Origin of the sequence: Metapseudomonas otitidis (genome assembly GCF_900111835.1) — a bacterium.
In the GTDB taxonomy this organism is placed as follows: domain Bacteria; phylum Pseudomonadota; class Gammaproteobacteria; order Pseudomonadales; family Pseudomonadaceae; genus Metapseudomonas; species Metapseudomonas otitidis.
The window spans coordinates 284,743-300,502 of record NZ_FOJP01000002.1 but is presented as its reverse complement, the minus strand read 5'-3'; the positions used below and the strand labels follow the sequence as shown (position 1 = coordinate 300,502).

The window sequence follows — 15,760 nt, the reverse complement described above, 5'->3', positions numbered from 1 at the left end:
ACCGGTACATCGAGGCCCTGTCTAACGCCGATTTCCCGGGCTGAAGCCCGGGCTACGAGGAGCGCCCCGCCACGCTCCGAGGCGACATGCGTGCCAGCGCATCGCATGGGCGCGATGCGGTTCGCCGAGCTCACCGCATCCCACGGAGGGTGCCCATCAGGCAGAGCGCCGTGGCCCGCTCCGGTAGGGGGGGATGGCGCTTTTTCCATCCACCATCGGGGCCCCGCCTGACGCCGATATCCCGGGCTGAAGCCCGGGCTACGAGGAGCGCCCCGCCACGCTTCGAGGCGATATGTGTGCCAGCGCATGGCATGGGCGCGATGCGGTTCGCCGAGCTCACCGCATCCTACGGGGCGTGCCATCAGGCCGGGGGCCGTGGCCCGCTCCGGTAGGGGGGATGGCGCTCTTTCCATCCACCATCGAGACCCCGCCTGACGCCGATTTCCCGGGCTGAAGCCCGGGCTACGTTTCGCCTGCCAGGCGTTCGGCGAGGAAGTCGACGAACACCCGCACCTTCTGCTGCAGGTGGCGGTTGCTGGCGTACAGGGCGTAGATGGTGCGCCGGGCCAGTTGCTGTTGCGGGAGCACCCGCTGCAACTGGCCGCTGGCAAGCAGCGGGTTGGCGATGAAGGACGGCAGCGCGCCGATGCCGAGGCCCGCCACCAGCATCTCGCCGAGCATCAGGCTGTTGTCCGCCGAAAGCCGGGTACGCAGCTCCACGCCGCGCCCCTTGGGGCCGTCCAGGCGCCAGCCGCCGGGGTTGTCGGCCAGGCGGTAGGCGAGGCAATCGTGACCGCACAGGTCCTCCACCTGCCGGGGCGTGCCCCGCGCCGCGAGGTAGCCAGGGGCGGCGCAGATCACCTGCTCCACCTCGCCCAGGCGCCGGGCGATGAGGCTGGAGTCGGGCAGGCTGGAGCGGATGCGCAGCGACACGTCGAAGCCTTCGGAGACCGGGTCCAGCAGGTGGTCGTCCAGGGTCAGCTCCACGTGTAGTTGCGGGTACAGCGCCATGAACTCCACCAGCAGCGGCGACAGCACCTTGAGGCTGAACGACAGCGGCGCGTTGACCCGCAGGCGCCCGCTCACCTCCCCGGTGCCCAGGGCGGTGGCGTTCTCCAGGGCATCCAGCTCGTCCAGCAGGCGGCAACACTCGGCGAAGTAGGCACGCCCGGTGTCGGTGAGGCTCATGCGCCGGGTGGTGCGCAGCAGCAACAGGCTGCCCAGACGCGCCTCCAGCTGGCGCACCTGCTTGCTCACCGCAGCGGTGGACTGGCCCAGGTCGACGGCGGCCTTGCTGAAGCCATCGAGTTCGACGACGCGGCGGAAGGTCCGCATGGCAACGAGCAGGTCCATATTTTCCCTTGGGTTGAATGTCTTTCAGTGGAGACGGAGATTATCTCTTCAGGGCTGACAAATACCATCGCGGCATCCATCACCCACAAGGAATACCGCCATGCACCTGCCACGCCCCCTTTCCCGCCTCGCCGCTCTGCCCCTGCTGCTGTCCCTGGCCCAGGGCGCCCTCGCCGCTGAGGAAGTCGGCAAGAGCCCCTGGGGGCCGAAGGACGAGATCGGCCGCCTCAACCTGATCACCCCCGAGTCCCGCGCCGCCATCCTCGGCCGCCTTAGCGGCGGCAAGGCCTACGACCTGGCCGTGGAGTACTTCATCGGCATGCCCAGCTGGCAGGCGGCGGGCGACCCGCCCTACCAGATGTGGATGACCCACACGCCCCACGGCAACCTGCTGGCCGACCCGATGGGCGTCGGCGAGGCGATGAACCGCCACGTCAGCTACACCGGTTCGGCGGTGTCGATGTACGCCCACATGGGCACCCACATCGACGCGCTCAACCACTTCGGCCTGGAGGGCAAGATCTGGAACGGCTACGCCGCCGCCGACCACCTGGGCGACCGCGGCTGGAACGTGACCGGCGCGGAGAAGCTGCCGCCCATCGTCGCCCGTGGCGTACTGATCGACATCCCCGCCGCCAAGGGCGTGGAGCTGCTGCCGGACAGCTACCGCGTCACCCGCCAGGACCTGCAGCAGGCATTGAGCAAACAGGGCGTGCGCCTGCAGAAGGGCGACGTGGTGCTGATCCGCACCGGGCGCATGCGCGCCTACGAGGACGCCCAGCGCTACATGACCAACCCGCCGGGCCTGAGCCTGGACGCGGCGAAATTCCTCGTCGAGGACGGCGGCGCCATGGTGGTGGGGGCGGACAACCTCAGCTTCGAGACCTTCCCCACCGAGGTGCCGGACAACTACATCCCCGTGCACACCTACCTGCTGGCCCAGCAGGGCGCGCCGATCATGGAGCTGGTGGACCTGGAAGGCCTGTCGCGGGACAAGGTCTACGAATTCGCCTTCATCGGCGCCTCGCTGAAGTTCCGCGGCGCCGACGCCGCCCCGATCCGCCCGGTGGCGCTGCCGATCAAGTAGACGGGGTGCCGGGCCACGGACGTGATGCGGTTCGTGCCCATCAAGCCGAGCGCCGTGGCCCGCTCCGGCAGGGTGGATGGCGCTTTTTCCATCCACCATCGGGGCCCCGCCTGATGCCGACTTCCCGGGCTGAAGCCCGGGCTACGGGGAGCGCCCCGCACTCCGAGTGCTGCCAGCGCAGGGCATGGGCGCGATGCGGTTCGCTGAGCTCACCGCATCCTACGGAGGGTGCCTATCAGGCCGGGGGCGGTTTCACAGGGGCTGAGGTGCTGTGTCACTATCGCGCCTCCCTGGCGGCGCCCCCGGTGGGCGCTGCGTCTTCGTCGGTACAAGGAAGATCGCGCTTGGACACCTCGGTATTCCTGGTGGTGATGGCCGCCGCTGCGCTGCATGCGGGCTGGAACGCGCTGCTGAAGATCGGCCTCGATCGCCTGCTCACCGCCACGCTGATCCAGCTCGCCGCCGGGCTGATCTCGCTCTGCGCCCTGCCCTTCGTCGCCGTGCCCCAGGCGGCGGCGTGGCCGTGGATCGCGCTCTCGGCGTTGCTGCATATCGGCTACAACAACTTCCTCGCCCGCGCCTACCAATACGGCGACCTTGGCCAGGTGTACCCCATCTCCCGGGGCAGTTCGCCGTTGCTGGTGGCGCTGCTCTCGCTGCTGTTCCTCAACGATGGCCTCGGCCTGCCGGAGCTGGCCGGGCTGCTGACCCTGGTGGCGGGCATCTGGCTGATGGCCTGGCGCGGTGGGCGCACCGGCGTGGGGTTGAGCCGGGGCATGCTGACCTGCTCGCTGCTGACCGCCGCCTTCATCGCCGGCTACACCCTGGCCGATGCCCAGGGCGCGCGCAGCAATGGCGATGCGCTGTCCTACGCGGTGTGGCTGTTCGCGGTGAACGGGGCGGTGATGGCGGTGGCCATCGTGGTGCAGCGCGGGCCGGGGGTGTTGCGGCAGCTGGGGCCATACTGGCGCAGCGGGTTGGCGGGCGGGGCGATGTCGCTGCTGGCCTACGGCATCGTCATCTGGGCAATGACCCTGGCGCCGGTGGCGATGGTCTCGGCCTTGCGGGAAACCAGCGTGGTGTTCGCCCTGCTGATCGGGCGGGTGTTCCTCAAGGAGCCGATGCCGCCGGTGCGGCTGCTGGCGTGCGGGGTGATCGCGATGGGCGTGGTGGTGATGAAGCTGGGGTAGCGGCCCCGCAGTGCAGGGCCGCCCGGGGTCAGCCGCAGCTGACGCCCTTGATCAGGTTGGCGTCGTCGGTGTCCAGGTTCAGGCGACGGGAGTTGTATTCCAGGGTCATCACGCTGCCCGGCTTCAGCACGCGAACGTCGGCGGCGCCGGCGGCACGGCGGGCTTCTTCGACGCGCTCCGGGGTGGCGGCCTGGCCGATCAGAGCGCGGGCCGGGGCCGAGGAGCAGCGGCCGTCGGTGGTCGGGTCCGCCTGGGTGGTGGCCGGAGCGGCCTTGGTCTCGGCAGGTTTGTCGGTCGGGGCGCTGGTGGAGCTGCAACCGGCCAGCAGGGCCGCCGCCAGGGCCAGGCCGAGGGTGATGGAAGTGCGAGACATACTGCGTTCCTCTTGTTGAAGGCAAAGCCGAATCCGGGTGGCCGGGACGGGCGCCGAGCGCGAGCATCCGACCTGCTGCGACGGCCGCCGTTCCCCGGCGGGTCGGGCATTGTAGCCTGAGCCCGGCGCCCTGCCGGGAGCCCCTTGGGCGAAATACCGCAGCCCATCACACCCGGCCCACGGCCGGCGCGTCCTGCAGCCCACGCCCGGCGCCCGTCCGCCGGGTTTGACCGGCGCCGGCGGCTGCGGCCTAATGCGCGCCCGCCCCGACGCCCCGAGACGGCCATGCCCAGCCCCAACGTACGCCCCAGCACCCTGCGCCTGCCGCCCGGCCCCTGGTCGACGCTGCTGGACGGGCTGTGCGCGCGCTTCCCCGCCATCGACCGCGCCACCTGGCTGGACCGCCTGGCCCGGGGCCGGGTAACCGATGCCGACGGCTACGCGCTGGATGCCGATACGCCGTACCGGGCCGGCGAGCTGGTGCGCTACTTCCGCGAGGTGCCCCAAGAGCGCGACATCCCCTTCGAGGAGCGCGTGCTCTACCAGGACGATCACCTGGTGGTGGCCGACAAGCCGCACTTCCTGCCGGTGATGCCAGCCGGGGAATACGTCGAGCAGACGCTCCAGGCGCGCCTCACCAAGCGCCTGGGCAACCCGCACCTGGTGCCCATCCACCGCATCGACCGGCACACCGCCGGGCTGGTGCTGTTCTCCTGCGAGCCGAGCACGCGGGGCGACTACCAGGCGCTGTTCCGCGAACGCGAGGTGCACAAGCGCTACGAAGCCGTGGCCGCGCCCCTGCCGCAGCTGGACTTCCCCCTGGTGCGGCGCACGCGCCTGGAGCCGGGCGAGCCGTTCTTCCGCATGTGCGAAACGGATGGGCCGCCCAACAGCGAAACCCGCCTGGAGGTGATCGAACGCGGCAGCCGGCACTGGCGCTATGCGCTCTACCCGGTCACCGGGCGCAAGCACCAGTTGCGGGTACAGATGGCCGGGCTGGGCGCCGGCATCCTCCATGACCTGTTCTACCCCGAGTTGCTGGACGCCCGTGACCAGCACGACGACCACGCCCGCCCCCTGCAACTGCTGGCCCGCGCCCTGGCCTTCCGCGACCCGCTGAGCGGCCGCGACCTGCAGTTCGAGAGCGAGTTGCAGCTGCTGCCGCTGGACTGAAGTGCCCTACAGCAACTGGTGCTTGTGCAGCAGCCGATAAAAGGTCGGGCGGGAGATGCCCAGCACCCGCGCCGCCAGGCTCAGGTTGTTGCCGTAGCGCGCCAGGGCATCGCACAGCGCCTGGTACTCCGCGCGGCGCTTGTAGTCTTCCAGCGTGCCGATCACCCCGCCATCGGCCGGCGCGCTGTGCAGCCCCAGGTCCGCCGCCTCCACCTGCACGCCCTCCGCCAATGCATAGCCCCGGCGCACCCGCCCGGCCAGCTCACGCACATTGCCCGGCCAGTGGTGGCGCACCAGCGCGGTGAGCGCCTCCTCGCTGAAGTGCCGGGGGCGGCCGTGGGTGGCCATGGCGTACTGCGCCAGGAAGTGCTCGGCCAGCAGGGCGATGTCCCCCTGGCGGCGGCGCAGCGGGGTCAGCCGCACCGTGTGGCTGGACAGCCACTGGTACAGCTCCGGCAGGAAGCGGCCCTGTTCGGCCAGCAGCTCCAGGTCCCGGTCGGTCGCCGCCAGCAGGCGCACATCCAGGCTCAGCCAACCGCCTGCCCGGCGCAGGCGATGGCTGCGCAGGGCCAGCAGCAGGCGTTGCTGGGTCAGCAGCGGTAGCTCCGCCACCGAGTCGAGGAACAGGCAGCCGCCGTTGGCCGCCTCCACCGCGCCGCCCTCCCCCAGCAGCGCGCGCTCCTCCTCCGGCTCGCCGCGCACCCCGCAACTGAAGGCCACGAACGGCGCCTCGGCCCGCCGCGAGGTGCGGTGCAGCGTGCGCGCCACCAGCTCCTTGCCGGTGCCGCTTTCCCCCAGCACCAGCACCGGGCGCTCCTGCCCGGCGAGTCGCGCCAGTTGCTTGCGCAGCTCCCGCAGGGGCCGGCTCTGACCCACCAGCTCCGGCTCGCCGCGCGGGCGCCCCACCTGCCCACGCAGCCGCGCTATGCCGAACGCCCGCCCCAGCAGGCCCTGCAAGCGGCCGGCATCCACCGGCATCGGCAGGGTGTCGAAGAACCACTCCCCGGCGAAGTCCTCGGCCTGTTCCTGGCGGGCCATGTCCGGCCCGAGCAGGCCGATCCACTCGGTGCCGCTGCGGCTGATGAGCGCCCGGATGCGCTCCGGGTGGTCCAGGTGCTCGCGGCGCAGGCGCACCAGGCCCACGTCGCAGCCCGGCTCGGAGCCTTGGCGCAGCTCCCGGCTTTCCACCGTCCAGCCGCTGGCCTGGAGCCTGGGCATCAGCCGTTGGCACTCGTCGCAGGGGTCGATCAGGAGAAGGCGTTTCGGGGTCTGGGTGATGTTTTCCAACATATCCCGTCCTTGGCGCCAATTTTTTGAATTATTCAATAAAAACAACGTGTTGGCGCGTCTATCCGTAACGCTAGCAAGAACTTTGACGCGTCATGGAACCCTTCTCCATAACTGCTATCGCGAAAAGCTATGAAGGAAAGAGCCGTGAATACCCGCAGGAAATAGGCCTTACAAACGAACGTAATAGCACCTTGCCAACCTAGGAATTGATTGGCATAACGTACGAAATTCCAACAAGCGTACAAGGAAGTATCGAATGCGCATTCTCCGCCGTGCACTGATCCTGTTGGTTCTGCTCCTGCTCGCGGGGCTCGCCGTCGTCCTCTATTACATCGCCAACCCCAACCTCCCCGCCTACCAGGCGCCGGAGAAGGTCAACTACCTCGACCAATGGGACGCGCAATCCCGCCAGACCTACTACTACACGCCCCAGGGCACCACGGTTAAGGGCCTGCGCTACGACTGGTTCACCGCGCTGGAGCTGCCCTTCTCCAGCGAGAAGTTCGCCCGCCCCGATTACCTCGCCCGCTTCGGCTTCCTCGTCGACCCGCAACAGCAGCCCACCGAACTGAACCCCGGCAACCTGCCCGTGGGCTTCGCCCGGCACGAAGACAACGACACCGGCCAGCAGTACCTGGACATCACCTGCTCCGCCTGCCACACCGGCGAGCTGCACTACAAAGGCCAGGCCATCCGCATCGACGGCGGTGCCGCCCTGCACTCCCTCGCCTCCACCGTGCCCACCCTCAAGGGCGGCGGCTTCGGCCAGGCGCTGGGCATGAGCATGGCCTTCACCTACTACAACCCGCTCAAGTTCAACCGCTTCGCCAAGACCGTGCTCGGCGAGGAGTACCCCAAGGGCAAGGACGAACTGCGCCGCGACTTCAAGGATGTGCTCGACCGCCTGCTGGGCACCGCCTGGAACGACACCCACCGCGGCCTCTACCCCACCCAGGAAGGCTTCGGCCGCACCGACGCCTTCGGCCGCATCGCCAACAGCGTGTTCGGCGACGCCATCGACCCGTCCAACTACCGCATCGCCAACGCCCCGGTGAGCTACCCGCAGGTGTGGGACATCTGGAAGTTCGACTGGGTGCAGTGGAACGGCTCCGCCATGCAGCCCATGGCGCGCAACATCGGCGAATCCCTCGGCGTGGGCGCCAGCCTCACCCTGCACGAGGAGAACGGCCAGCCCGTGCCCCTCGACCAGCGCTACAGCTCCAGCACCCGCGTGCGTGACCTGTACACCCTGGAAGAGACCCTCAAGCGCCTCAAACCGCCGACCTGGCCGGAAGAGGTGCTCGGCAAGATCGACCTGCCCCGCGCCAGCAAGGGCCGCGCCCTGTTCGCCGAGAACTGCGCCTACTGCCACGCCCCCAACCCGCAGCCGGAAGACAAGCGCCTGGCCCCCGCCCGTGACCCGGAGTGGAAGATGCGCATGATCAGCACCCAGGAGATCGGCACCGACCCCACCACCGCCGACAACATCGCCGACCACCGCTTCGACGTGACCAAGCTCGGCTGGACCAAGGAGCAGCTCGCCCAGCTCGACGTGCGCCTGTTCGGCGCCGACCTCAAGGACATCGACTTCGCCAAGATCTCCAGCGCCAAGGGCCTGGCCTACCTCACCGCCTACGTCGAGAACCGCGCCTACGAACAGGCCGGCATCAGCGGCGAAGAGCGCAAGCAGATGGACGGCTACGGCCTGCCCATCGGCGTGCGTGAACTGCGCGCCTACAAGGCCCGCCCGCTGGACGGCATCTGGGCCACCCCACCCTTCCTGCACAACGGCTCGGTGCCGACGATCTTCCAGCTGCTCTCCCCGGTGTACGAGCGCGCCACCACCTTCTACGTCGGCAACTTCGAGTACGACCCGCAGTTCGCCGGCTTCCGCACCGAAGCCTTCCCCGGCGGTTTCCTCTTCGACACCCGCATCACCGGCAACCACAACAGCGGCCACGAATTCCGCGACGGCTGCCGGGGCAACGGCGTGATCGGCCGCGCCCTCTCGCCGGACGAACGCCTGGCGCTGATCGAATACCTCAAGGTGCTGGGCAACGAACGCCTCGAATCGCAGCTCACCCCGGAGCCCGTGCGCCCCTGGACGCCCGGGCCGAACTGCCAGGGCTGAGCCAGGGCCCGCCACCGGCGGGCCTGCGCCCACCCAGAACCACCCGCCTGCGGGCAAGCCAACAACAAGGACCAAGCGCTCATGCTCAAACGTTTATGGCTCTGGCTCGGACGCCTGCTCGGCAGGCTCCTCTTCATCACCGCCGCCGTCGGCCTCATCGGCTGGGGCATCGGCAGCCTCTACTACAGCTGGAAGTTTTCCGGCCCCGTCTCCACCGAGGAGCAGATCCCGCCCACCGAAGCGGCCGATGCCCGCGCCATCATCGAAGACGCCATGCGCGTGGTGGAGCAGCACCGCGACAACACCCGCGTCCTGCGGGACGCCCACGCCAAGGCCCACGGCTGCGTGAAGGCCGAGGTCACCGTGGTGCCCGACCTGGCCGCCGACCTGCGCGCCGGCGTGCTCGCCGAACCGGGCAAGACCTGGCAGGCCTGGATGCGCCTCTCCAACGGCAACGCCTACCCGCAGTTCGACAGCACCCGCGACGCACGCGGCATGGCCATCAAGCTGCTCGACGTGCCCGGCCAGAAGCTCATGCCCAGCCCGGCCCACGCCAACGAGCAGGACTTCGTCATGTTCAACCACCCGGTGTTCTTCATCCGCGATGTGGCCGAGTACCGCAGCAACTTCGAAGCCCAGGCCAACGGCCAGAAGGTCGGCGCCTTCTTCCCCAGCCTCGACCCGCGCACCTGGGAGATCCGCCACATGCTGATCGCCCTGCAGACCCTCGCCCCGGCCCCGGACAGCCCCACCGACACCGTCTACAGCTCCGTCTCCCCGTACAAGCTGGGCCAGGCCAACATCAAGTACCGCGTCATCCCCGACCCGCAGGCCTGCCCCGAATACACCCTGCCCAAGCAGAACACCGACCTGCCCAACTTCCTGCGCAACGCCCTGTACCAGCGCCTCTCCCTCGACCGCGTACCGGCCTGCTTCGCCCTCCAGGTGCAGGTGCAGAACCCGCAGCACTACATGCCCATCGAGGACACCAGCGTGGAATGGAGCGAGAAGATCTCCCCCTTCCAGACCGTCGCGACCATCAAGGTCCCCGCCCAGGACTTCGATAGCCGCGAGCAGAACGAATTCTGCGACAACCTCTCCTTCAACCCCTGGCACGCCCTCCCCGAGCACCGCCCCATCGGCGGCATCAACCGCCTGCGTAAAGCGGTGTATGAGGCGGTGAGTGCGTATCGGCATGAAAGGAATGGGGTTGCAAAGGACGGGGACGGAGTGAAGCCGTAGGAACAGGGCAACGACTGGCTGAACCATGGGAGTCAGCCAGTCAGCGCCACACGGGTTGGTAACTGATTGGTAGACTCCCGCCCCGCCTTCATTCCTGCCTCGGAAGCCCATGGACACTCGACTTGCCCGCTTGATCGCCGACTACCAGGCCGCCGTTCGTGAAGTGATCGACGCGATGCAACGCTCTGGCCTTCAGCTGCCAGCCTCCAATGACGACTGGGCCGGCAACGACATGGAGCAACGGGGCGAACTGGCCGGTGGCATCCCCTACTTCAAACACGGGTATGGCTGCGCGGCTCGGCTGTCATCCGGAATCGCCGTGGATTTCGATTTTGGCGACAACGGTGAAATCGACGGTGTAGAAGCGTGGCGTCTGGCGGGCTTTGCTGGCTCACGGCTTCGGGATTACGGATTCGACGATGAAAGCGCCTTGATCGCCTGCTTCAAGGCGGCAGTGGAGCGCGGTGAATTGGTGTACTCGGGGTACATCCTCTATTACCTGAAACGCTCCTGACCCTTGGTACGACGCGGACTTCAAGACGGTGGGCTGAAGCCCACCCTACACGCCCCCCTTGAATCCTCTGCGTGCTTGCCCTCCCCGCCCCACCTCCCTATCCTTCGCCGGTCGCGGTAAATCCCGCGACCGGGTTTGACAGCCCGCTCTGATAGGCGCGATTGCGCCGCATGGTGCATGCGAGAAACGGCGAACGTTTTTTGCAGGTACGTGCACGCATGCAGTTTTAACTGCATTGCTCTATGGCAGATCGCGTGGGGAGACCCTCGGGTCTGCCGGGTCCTATCGCCGGTCTGTCAACCCCGCGCGGTCTGCCACCCTTCGTTTGACAGCGAATAGTGGCAGCTCCTGAACCAACCGATAGGAGCTTCACCATGCAAGACGCATATACCCCCGTTGTTTTTCTGCGCTACGCCTACCAACTCCGTGCCGTGATGGTCGATAACCGCCCCTGGTTCGTCGCCGAGGATTTCGCGCGGCTGATCGGTGCGCTGCGCCCCTATCGCCTGCCCCAGCGGGTGGACCCTCACCACCGGCGGGCGCTGTTCCTGCTGCACCAGTCCGGCGCCCGCGAGGAGGTGGAGGTGATCAGCGATGCCGGGGCCTACCAGGCGCTGTACCGCTTCCATCACCCGGAGCACCGGGCCATCAGCCAGTGGCTGAGCGAGCAGGTGGTGCCGACGCTGCACGACCGCCATCGGGATGCAGAGGCGGCGCCCCGCCGGGCCTACATGTGCTGGGCCAACCAGCCGATCAACGTGTTGAGCTGGCAGGGGGATGTCTGGATCAACCGGCAGGACCTGCCGGTCTTCCTCGCCAGCCTCGACGAGCCGGCATTGCGCACCGACGCCAGTTGGCGGCAAGCGCCCTGGTAGATCGCTGACAGACGGGCCCTTCGGGGCCCGTTTTCATTTGGGGTGGTGGGATGGGTGCGGGCGGTTTTGCGGGGTGACGCGGGTGGGCGGGGCGTAGGGTGGACCGCGCTTTATCGGTCCACCGTTTGGTGTGAGCTGGGCATGGCGGTGGGACGGTCGGCGCGGCTTGGGGTTGATGCGGTTCGCTGAGCTCACCGCATCCTACGGGTGCCATGCCGTGTGTGGGGGCTGTGGGACGTTGGTGCGTGCAGGTTCGCTCCCGGGCTGAAGCCCGGGCTAAGAGCGCATCGCGAATGGGTTCGCTGCCACTGGGTGAGCGAGGTGTTTCAGCCGAAGTGCATGTCGACCAATTGCATGGCCGGAGCAGGCCTGTCGGAGTGGATATTGCAGAGCTTCACATTTCCGAATCCGAAGCGCGTATGGCACTGGACGTACCACCTCCAGACCCCCCCCCACGAATGCACCAACGAAGGTGTATTCGAGGTAATCCTGCTTGTATTGGTTGTTCTCCGCATCCCAATCCAGCGACAGCCTGGAGTCGAAACCCACCTCGATGGAACTGTCCAGTTTGACGACCGATGCAGCGCGCTTTGCGAATAGGCCGTTGCCATTCTTCAGATCAGCTGCGACATGAGCGACCTGTTGTGCGCCAACCGCGATGTAGCACCCTGTGAGCATCGAAGTGAAGACGAAGTCGGCCCTTCGCTCAGCGATGCTGGTGACCGCAACAGCACCAGGGGCGTAGTCCACCCAATACCCCCTCAAAGGTGCTTCAGCCCCCGACTGGGGCTCAGTACCTTGCTTTAGATGACGCACCAGTTCGACACCTGAACTGCCAGCGCGGATATCAAATTCGGCCACCTTGTGTTCATCAAGCCGCAACAGAAACATGTCCGTACCCCACTCACCCTTGGTACCGATCTGCAGGGGGTAGCGCAGCAGGAAGCCGAGCACGTCATCCCGAAATTCCTTGTTGTATCTCTGCATGGGCTGGAAATCCTTCGCAGTATGTGGGTGGGGTGAGCCTTGCCTTTGAGCCTCAGGCGTCGCTGGCCGACAGGTGCCACCAGGCTGGCCGGCGGTCGACGAAGGCGTGAGCGGTCGGTGCAAGCGCGGGGTGGTGGTTGTCGTCGAGGCTGCCGAGCAGCAGGCCGAGGGTGTCGCCGTCGTCCAGGGCGCCGAGGGTGCTGCCGCAGTGCCGGCAGAACGCACGGGAAGACTGGGCGGAGGAGCGGTAGCGGGCGGGCTCGCCGTCGGGGCCGGTCCAGGTGATGGCGGCCTTGGGCAGTTCCAGCCAGCACAGGGTGAGGCTGCCGGAATGACGCTGGCAGGTGAGGCAAGAGCAGGTGTGCACGCTTACATCGTGCTCGGGAAGGCGCGCGCTGAAACGGATGGCACCGCAGAGGCAGCCGCCGGTGAAGGTGAGGTCGCCCATGCCGGGCCTCCTTGCCGCGTGGAATTGGGCTTGGAGTGTAGGCGTGCCGCTTCGCTTCGGTAAGGCCTCTCCTCGGCCGGTATTGGGGCGTTTGCGCGCGCTGGATGGTGGGGGTAGCCCGGGCTTCAGCCCGGGACGGGCTGGCAGGCAGTCAGATCCAGACGTCGTTCTGGGCGGTGCGTTCACCGCCTTCTTCGCCGGTGTTGATTACGCCACGGGGTTCGATGAGCAGCATCTTCACTTCGCGTTCGGCATAGGGCTTGTGTTCGACGCCCTTGGGCACGACGTACAGCTCACCGGGGCCGAGCAGGACGGCGCCGTCGCGGAGGTCGATGCGCAACTGGCCTTCGATCACCAGGAAGGCTTCGTCGGTGTCGGCGTGGGAATGCCAGATGAAGTCGCCTTCGATGCGCACGACCTTGAACTGGTAGTCGTTCATTTCGGCGATGACTTTCGGGGTCCACTGTTCGCTGAACAGGGAGAGCTTGTGCTGCAGGTTGATGCTCGGGTGGGTCGGCTGGTGCACGACGCGGCTCCTGGCTGATGGGTGAACTGCGAGGGTAGCGAGGGCCGCTGCGATGCGCTTGTACGATCCTGCGGCTTTGTCGCAGGAGGCTCGGTCACCCGTGCGCTTTCGGAGCGGCTATGGGGCAACCAGGCCCCTCGCCCGCCTGGAGCCCGCGAGCGACTACAGGAGCCGCTCGCGTTGCGCCCGCCGTGCCTACGGGGTCAGCGACAGCGGTACCCCCCAGATGGGGTCCTGCTTGCCCTGCTGGCGCAGCGGGGTGATCTGCAAGGGCTGGATCCGCGACAGCAGCGCCTGGTGCCTGTCACTGAGGATGCGCTGGGCGATGAGGGAGGTGGTGAAGTCCATGGGTGCGGGCCAGGTGTAGACGGTGAGGTTCTCCAGCGGGCATTCGACCTTTTCCGGGGCGGTGGCCCGGCATTTGGACGCCTGGTATCGGTAGCCCGGGGTGCGCAGGTGCATGCGTGGGGCCAGCAGCAGTTGACCGCCCTGGACGGTGAAGCTGGCGAGGGCCTTGTCGGCTGGCAGGCGCGACTGGACCTTGATGGAGGGGACGTCGCGGGAGTCGGTCTGCTGGTAGTAGCCGGCCCCCGAGCGCTGGGTGGTCTCGCTGTATTGCTGTTCGCCCCAGGCGACACAGGCGCCTGAGGCCATGTGCACGGCGGTGCAGACGGCCTGGCTCCTGGTTTCGGTGCCGTAGGTGGCGTCCTTCCACACGTCTTCGCGGTAGTACTCGCGGTACAGCTCGGTGGACAGGTACGCGGTGCCGTTGGGGCCGCTGCCGGAGCCGGGTGGGCCGCTGCGGGCGCCGATTTCGTCGAGCACGCCACGGATCTGGTAGTCGTCACCGCCGGTGAGCAGGTACTTGCCGGGCGGCAGGATGTGCACTTCGAAGGCCTTGAACAGGTAGGTGGCGCTGCGATCCCGCTGCAGTTCGTTGGTCTGGAACCTGCGGCCGAAGGTGATCGTCGGGTCCTGCTCGTTCTGCCAGATCACCGTGGGCGTCCATTGGGTCATGTCCAACCCGTCGTTCAGGGTCTTGTGGGGGTTCACGTCGGCCACCAGCACCACGGCCTTGTTGGCCTTGAGGGCGGCGTCGATCTCGTCCAGCAGTTGCGCGTAGCGCGGGTCATCCATGGTGCCGGGGCTGCCGACGTAGGGCTCGGGCACGCAGCCGGAAAGGGACAGGGCGAGCAGCACGGCGGCCGGCAGGGCGGAGAGCAGGCGAGGCAGTCTCATGCATCGTTCCTTGATGGGGGCGGACCGGGCATGTTGCGTCGACCGGGGGCGGGGCGAAATAGTGCAGATGAGCTAGCGCGGGGCTGAACGCGGCGGGGCTCCGCCTGGTACGCCCTCCCCGGTTGCCGGGGAGGGCCTTGGGGTCAGCGCAGGCCGTGGACCATGGCGGCGGCGACGCTGAGCACGTCCTGGCCGAGCTTCATGGAACGCTTGCCGTTCCAGCCGGTTTCCGGGGCGGGGTTGTCGTCGTGGTCCTTGAAGGGCATTTCGATGGTGAAGGACAGGCAGTCGAACTCCAGACCGACGGCGTTGCAGGCCAGGGTGATGTTGGCCTGGCCGGGCTCGTCGCGGGGGTAGCCGTAGCGGGTCTGGAACTCGGCGCCCATGTCGACGAGGCGGCGGCGGAACTCTTCTTCCAGGGCGGCGAGGCGCGGGGTGTAGCCGGGGTTGCCTTCGCAGCCGGCGGTGAACACGTGGGGGATTTCCTCGTCACCGTGGATGTCGAGGAACAGGTCGACGCCGATGCGGCGCATCTGCTGCTGGACGAAGTGGACTTCGGGGGTCTCCGCTTCGCTGGCCGATTGCCAGGCGCGGTTGAGGTCCTTGCCGGCGGCGTTGGTGCGCAGGTGGCCACGGTAGGCGCCGTCGGGGTTCATGTTGGGGACGAGGTAGAGGTCGGCGGCGTCGAGCAGGCGCTCCAGCTCCGGGTCATGGCGCTGCTTGAGGCGCTCGATGATGCCTTCCATGAACCATTCGGCCATGTGCTCGCCGGGGTGCTGCTGGGCGATGATCCAGACGCGGCGCTGGGCCTGGGGGTTGCGGCTGACCTTGAGCAGGGGGATGTCGCGCCCTTCGAGGCTCTTGCCGGTGGCGACGACCTCGGCGCCGGCCGCTTCGACGGCCTGGCGGATGAGGGCGTCGTGGCGCGCGCGGCTGTAGGGCTCGAAATAGGCGAACCAGATGTGCGACTGGGTGGGCTCCAGGCCGAAGTGCAGGCCGTTCTCGTCGAAGCGGCTGGGCACGCGGAACCAGTTGACCTGGTCATAGGAGGCGGCGGCGTTGTAGCCGGTCCAGGCGTGGGCGTAGGCGGACTGGCCGGCGTTGACCAGGCTGAAGTCGTGGCGGCTGCCGGGGGTCATGCCGTCGACCTTGAAGTGGAACCACTGGAAGTGGTGGCTGCGCAGGTCGGGGCGCATGGCGAGAAGGACGTGGCGGGGGTTGCTGGCGTCCTTGACTTCGATGTTGCCGCTGTCGAAATCGGCGCTGATCTTCATGACTACCTCGGGCTGTGTCAGGGGTGCGCGCAAGAATGGCAGGTCGCCCGGTGCGGGC

The 15,760-nt window shown here is 67.8% G+C and carries 15 protein-coding genes; 7 read left to right on the top strand and 8 right to left on the bottom strand.

Annotated elements, in window-relative coordinates; all coding sequences use genetic code 11:
- Window positions 1-462: 462 nt before the first annotated feature.
- Complete coding sequence (locus BM198_RS03855) at window positions 463-1,353, bottom strand: LysR family transcriptional regulator (protein WP_074967917.1); 891 nt, start codon at window positions 1,351-1,353, stop codon at window positions 463-465.
- Between the two features lie 100 nt (window positions 1,354-1,453).
- Between BM198_RS03855 and BM198_RS03850 the strand changes: the two genes are divergently transcribed.
- Both BM198_RS03850 and BM198_RS03845 read left to right on the top strand, forming a co-directional pair.
- Entirely contained in the window at window positions 1,454-2,440 is a 987-nt protein-coding gene (locus tag BM198_RS03850; RefSeq protein WP_074967915.1) for a cyclase family protein, read from the top strand.
- Window positions 2,441-2,784: 344 nt separating this feature from the next.
- Window positions 2,785-3,630, top strand: coding sequence for an EamA family transporter (locus BM198_RS03845; RefSeq protein ID WP_044407063.1), 846 nt, complete (start codon window positions 2,785-2,787; stop codon window positions 3,628-3,630).
- Window positions 3,631-3,658: 28 nt separating this feature from the next.
- Here the strand turns inward: BM198_RS03845 and BM198_RS03840 are convergent, their stop codons facing one another.
- On the bottom strand, window positions 3,659-4,003 hold the full coding sequence (locus BM198_RS03840; protein WP_044407066.1) for an I78 family peptidase inhibitor: 345 nt from the start codon (window positions 4,001-4,003) through the stop codon (window positions 3,659-3,661).
- Between the two features lie 285 nt (window positions 4,004-4,288).
- Here BM198_RS03840 and BM198_RS03835 point away from each other — a divergent pair, with 285 nt between their 5' ends.
- On the top strand, window positions 4,289-5,176 hold the full coding sequence (locus BM198_RS03835) for a pseudouridine synthase (protein WP_074967913.1): 888 nt from the start codon (window positions 4,289-4,291) through the stop codon (window positions 5,174-5,176).
- Window positions 5,177-5,182: 6 nt separating this feature from the next.
- On the opposite strand, the gene BM198_RS03830 is transcribed toward BM198_RS03835, so the two are convergent.
- On the bottom strand, window positions 5,183-6,466 hold the full coding sequence (locus BM198_RS03830; RefSeq protein ID WP_074967911.1) for a sigma-54-dependent transcriptional regulator: 1,284 nt from the start codon (window positions 6,464-6,466) through the stop codon (window positions 5,183-5,185).
- 256 nt (window positions 6,467-6,722) lie between these two features.
- On the opposite strand from BM198_RS03830, the gene BM198_RS03825 reads away from it, so the two are divergent.
- The 4 genes from BM198_RS03825 (at window position 6,723) to BM198_RS03810 (ending at window position 11,228) form a co-directional block, all read left to right on the top strand.
- Window positions 6,723-8,597 (top strand): di-heme-cytochrome C peroxidase, encoded by a 1,875-nt coding sequence (locus BM198_RS03825; RefSeq protein WP_074967909.1) that lies wholly within the window; start codon window positions 6,723-6,725, stop codon window positions 8,595-8,597.
- Window positions 8,598-8,678: 81 nt separating this feature from the next.
- A complete protein-coding gene (locus BM198_RS03820; protein ID WP_074967907.1) occupies window positions 8,679-9,839 on the top strand; it encodes a catalase family protein in 1,161 nt (386 codons plus the stop codon).
- A 109-nt stretch (window positions 9,840-9,948) separates the two neighbouring features.
- The gene (locus BM198_RS03815; protein ID WP_074967903.1) at window positions 9,949-10,353 is read left to right on the top strand and encodes a DUF6896 domain-containing protein; all 405 of its coding nucleotides are present in this window, start codon (window positions 9,949-9,951) and stop codon (window positions 10,351-10,353) included.
- A gap of 374 nt (window positions 10,354-10,727) precedes the next feature.
- Window positions 10,728-11,228, top strand: coding sequence for a BRO family protein (locus tag BM198_RS03810; RefSeq protein ID WP_044407080.1), 501 nt, complete (start codon window positions 10,728-10,730; stop codon window positions 11,226-11,228).
- 276 nt (window positions 11,229-11,504) lie between these two features.
- On the opposite strand, the gene BM198_RS03805 is transcribed toward BM198_RS03810, so the two are convergent.
- From BM198_RS03805 to BM198_RS03785, 5 genes are all read right to left on the bottom strand, one after another.
- On the bottom strand, window positions 11,505-12,215 hold the full coding sequence (locus BM198_RS03805) for a hypothetical protein (RefSeq protein ID WP_074967900.1): 711 nt from the start codon (window positions 12,213-12,215) through the stop codon (window positions 11,505-11,507).
- A 52-nt stretch (window positions 12,216-12,267) separates the two neighbouring features.
- Window positions 12,268-12,663 (bottom strand): GFA family protein, encoded by a 396-nt coding sequence (locus BM198_RS03800; RefSeq protein ID WP_074967898.1) that lies wholly within the window; start codon window positions 12,661-12,663, stop codon window positions 12,268-12,270.
- Between the two features lie 151 nt (window positions 12,664-12,814).
- Window positions 12,815-13,189, bottom strand: a complete 375-nt coding sequence (locus tag BM198_RS03795; RefSeq protein WP_074967896.1) for a cupin domain-containing protein — start codon at window positions 13,187-13,189, stop codon at window positions 12,815-12,817.
- Window positions 13,190-13,384: 195 nt separating this feature from the next.
- Window positions 13,385-14,428 (bottom strand): hypothetical protein, encoded by a 1,044-nt coding sequence (locus tag BM198_RS03790; protein WP_074967894.1) that lies wholly within the window; start codon window positions 14,426-14,428, stop codon window positions 13,385-13,387.
- Window positions 14,429-14,571: 143 nt separating this feature from the next.
- Window positions 14,572-15,702 (bottom strand): M14 family metallopeptidase, encoded by a 1,131-nt coding sequence (locus BM198_RS03785; protein ID WP_074967892.1) that lies wholly within the window; start codon window positions 15,700-15,702, stop codon window positions 14,572-14,574.
- Between the last annotated feature and the right edge of the window lie 58 nt (window positions 15,703-15,760).

What these genes read in the sequence shown, in the direction of transcription:
- BM198_RS03835 (WP_074967913.1), top strand. Translation starts at nt 4,289, where the DNA reads ATGCCCAGCCCCAACGTACGCCCCAGCACCCTGCGCCTGCCGCCCGGC.
- BM198_RS03820 (WP_074967907.1), top strand. Translation starts at nt 8,679, where the DNA reads ATGCTCAAACGTTTATGGCTCTGGCTCGGACGCCTGCTCGGCAGGCTC.
- BM198_RS03815 (WP_074967903.1), top strand. Translation starts at nt 9,949, where the DNA reads ATGGACACTCGACTTGCCCGCTTGATCGCCGACTACCAGGCCGCCGTT.
- BM198_RS03850 (WP_074967915.1), top strand. Translation starts at nt 1,454, where the DNA reads ATGCACCTGCCACGCCCCCTTTCCCGCCTCGCCGCTCTGCCCCTGCTG.
- BM198_RS03855 (WP_074967917.1), bottom strand. Translation starts at nt 1,353, where the DNA reads ATGGACCTGCTCGTTGCCATGCGGACCTTCCGCCGCGTCGTCGAACTC.
- BM198_RS03790 (WP_074967894.1), bottom strand. Translation starts at nt 14,428, where the DNA reads ATGAGACTGCCTCGCCTGCTCTCCGCCCTGCCGGCCGCCGTGCTGCTC.
- BM198_RS03830 (WP_074967911.1), bottom strand. Translation starts at nt 6,466, where the DNA reads ATGTTGGAAAACATCACCCAGACCCCGAAACGCCTTCTCCTGATCGAC.
- BM198_RS03840 (WP_044407066.1), bottom strand. Translation starts at nt 4,003, where the DNA reads ATGTCTCGCACTTCCATCACCCTCGGCCTGGCCCTGGCGGCGGCCCTG.
- BM198_RS03800 (WP_074967898.1), bottom strand. Translation starts at nt 12,663, where the DNA reads ATGGGCGACCTCACCTTCACCGGCGGCTGCCTCTGCGGTGCCATCCGT.
- BM198_RS03810 (WP_044407080.1), top strand. Translation starts at nt 10,728, where the DNA reads ATGCAAGACGCATATACCCCCGTTGTTTTTCTGCGCTACGCCTACCAA.
- BM198_RS03785 (WP_074967892.1), bottom strand. Translation starts at nt 15,702, where the DNA reads ATGAAGATCAGCGCCGATTTCGACAGCGGCAACATCGAAGTCAAGGAC.
- BM198_RS03825 (WP_074967909.1), top strand. Translation starts at nt 6,723, where the DNA reads ATGCGCATTCTCCGCCGTGCACTGATCCTGTTGGTTCTGCTCCTGCTC.
- BM198_RS03805 (WP_074967900.1), bottom strand. Translation starts at nt 12,215, where the DNA reads ATGCAGAGATACAACAAGGAATTTCGGGATGACGTGCTCGGCTTCCTG.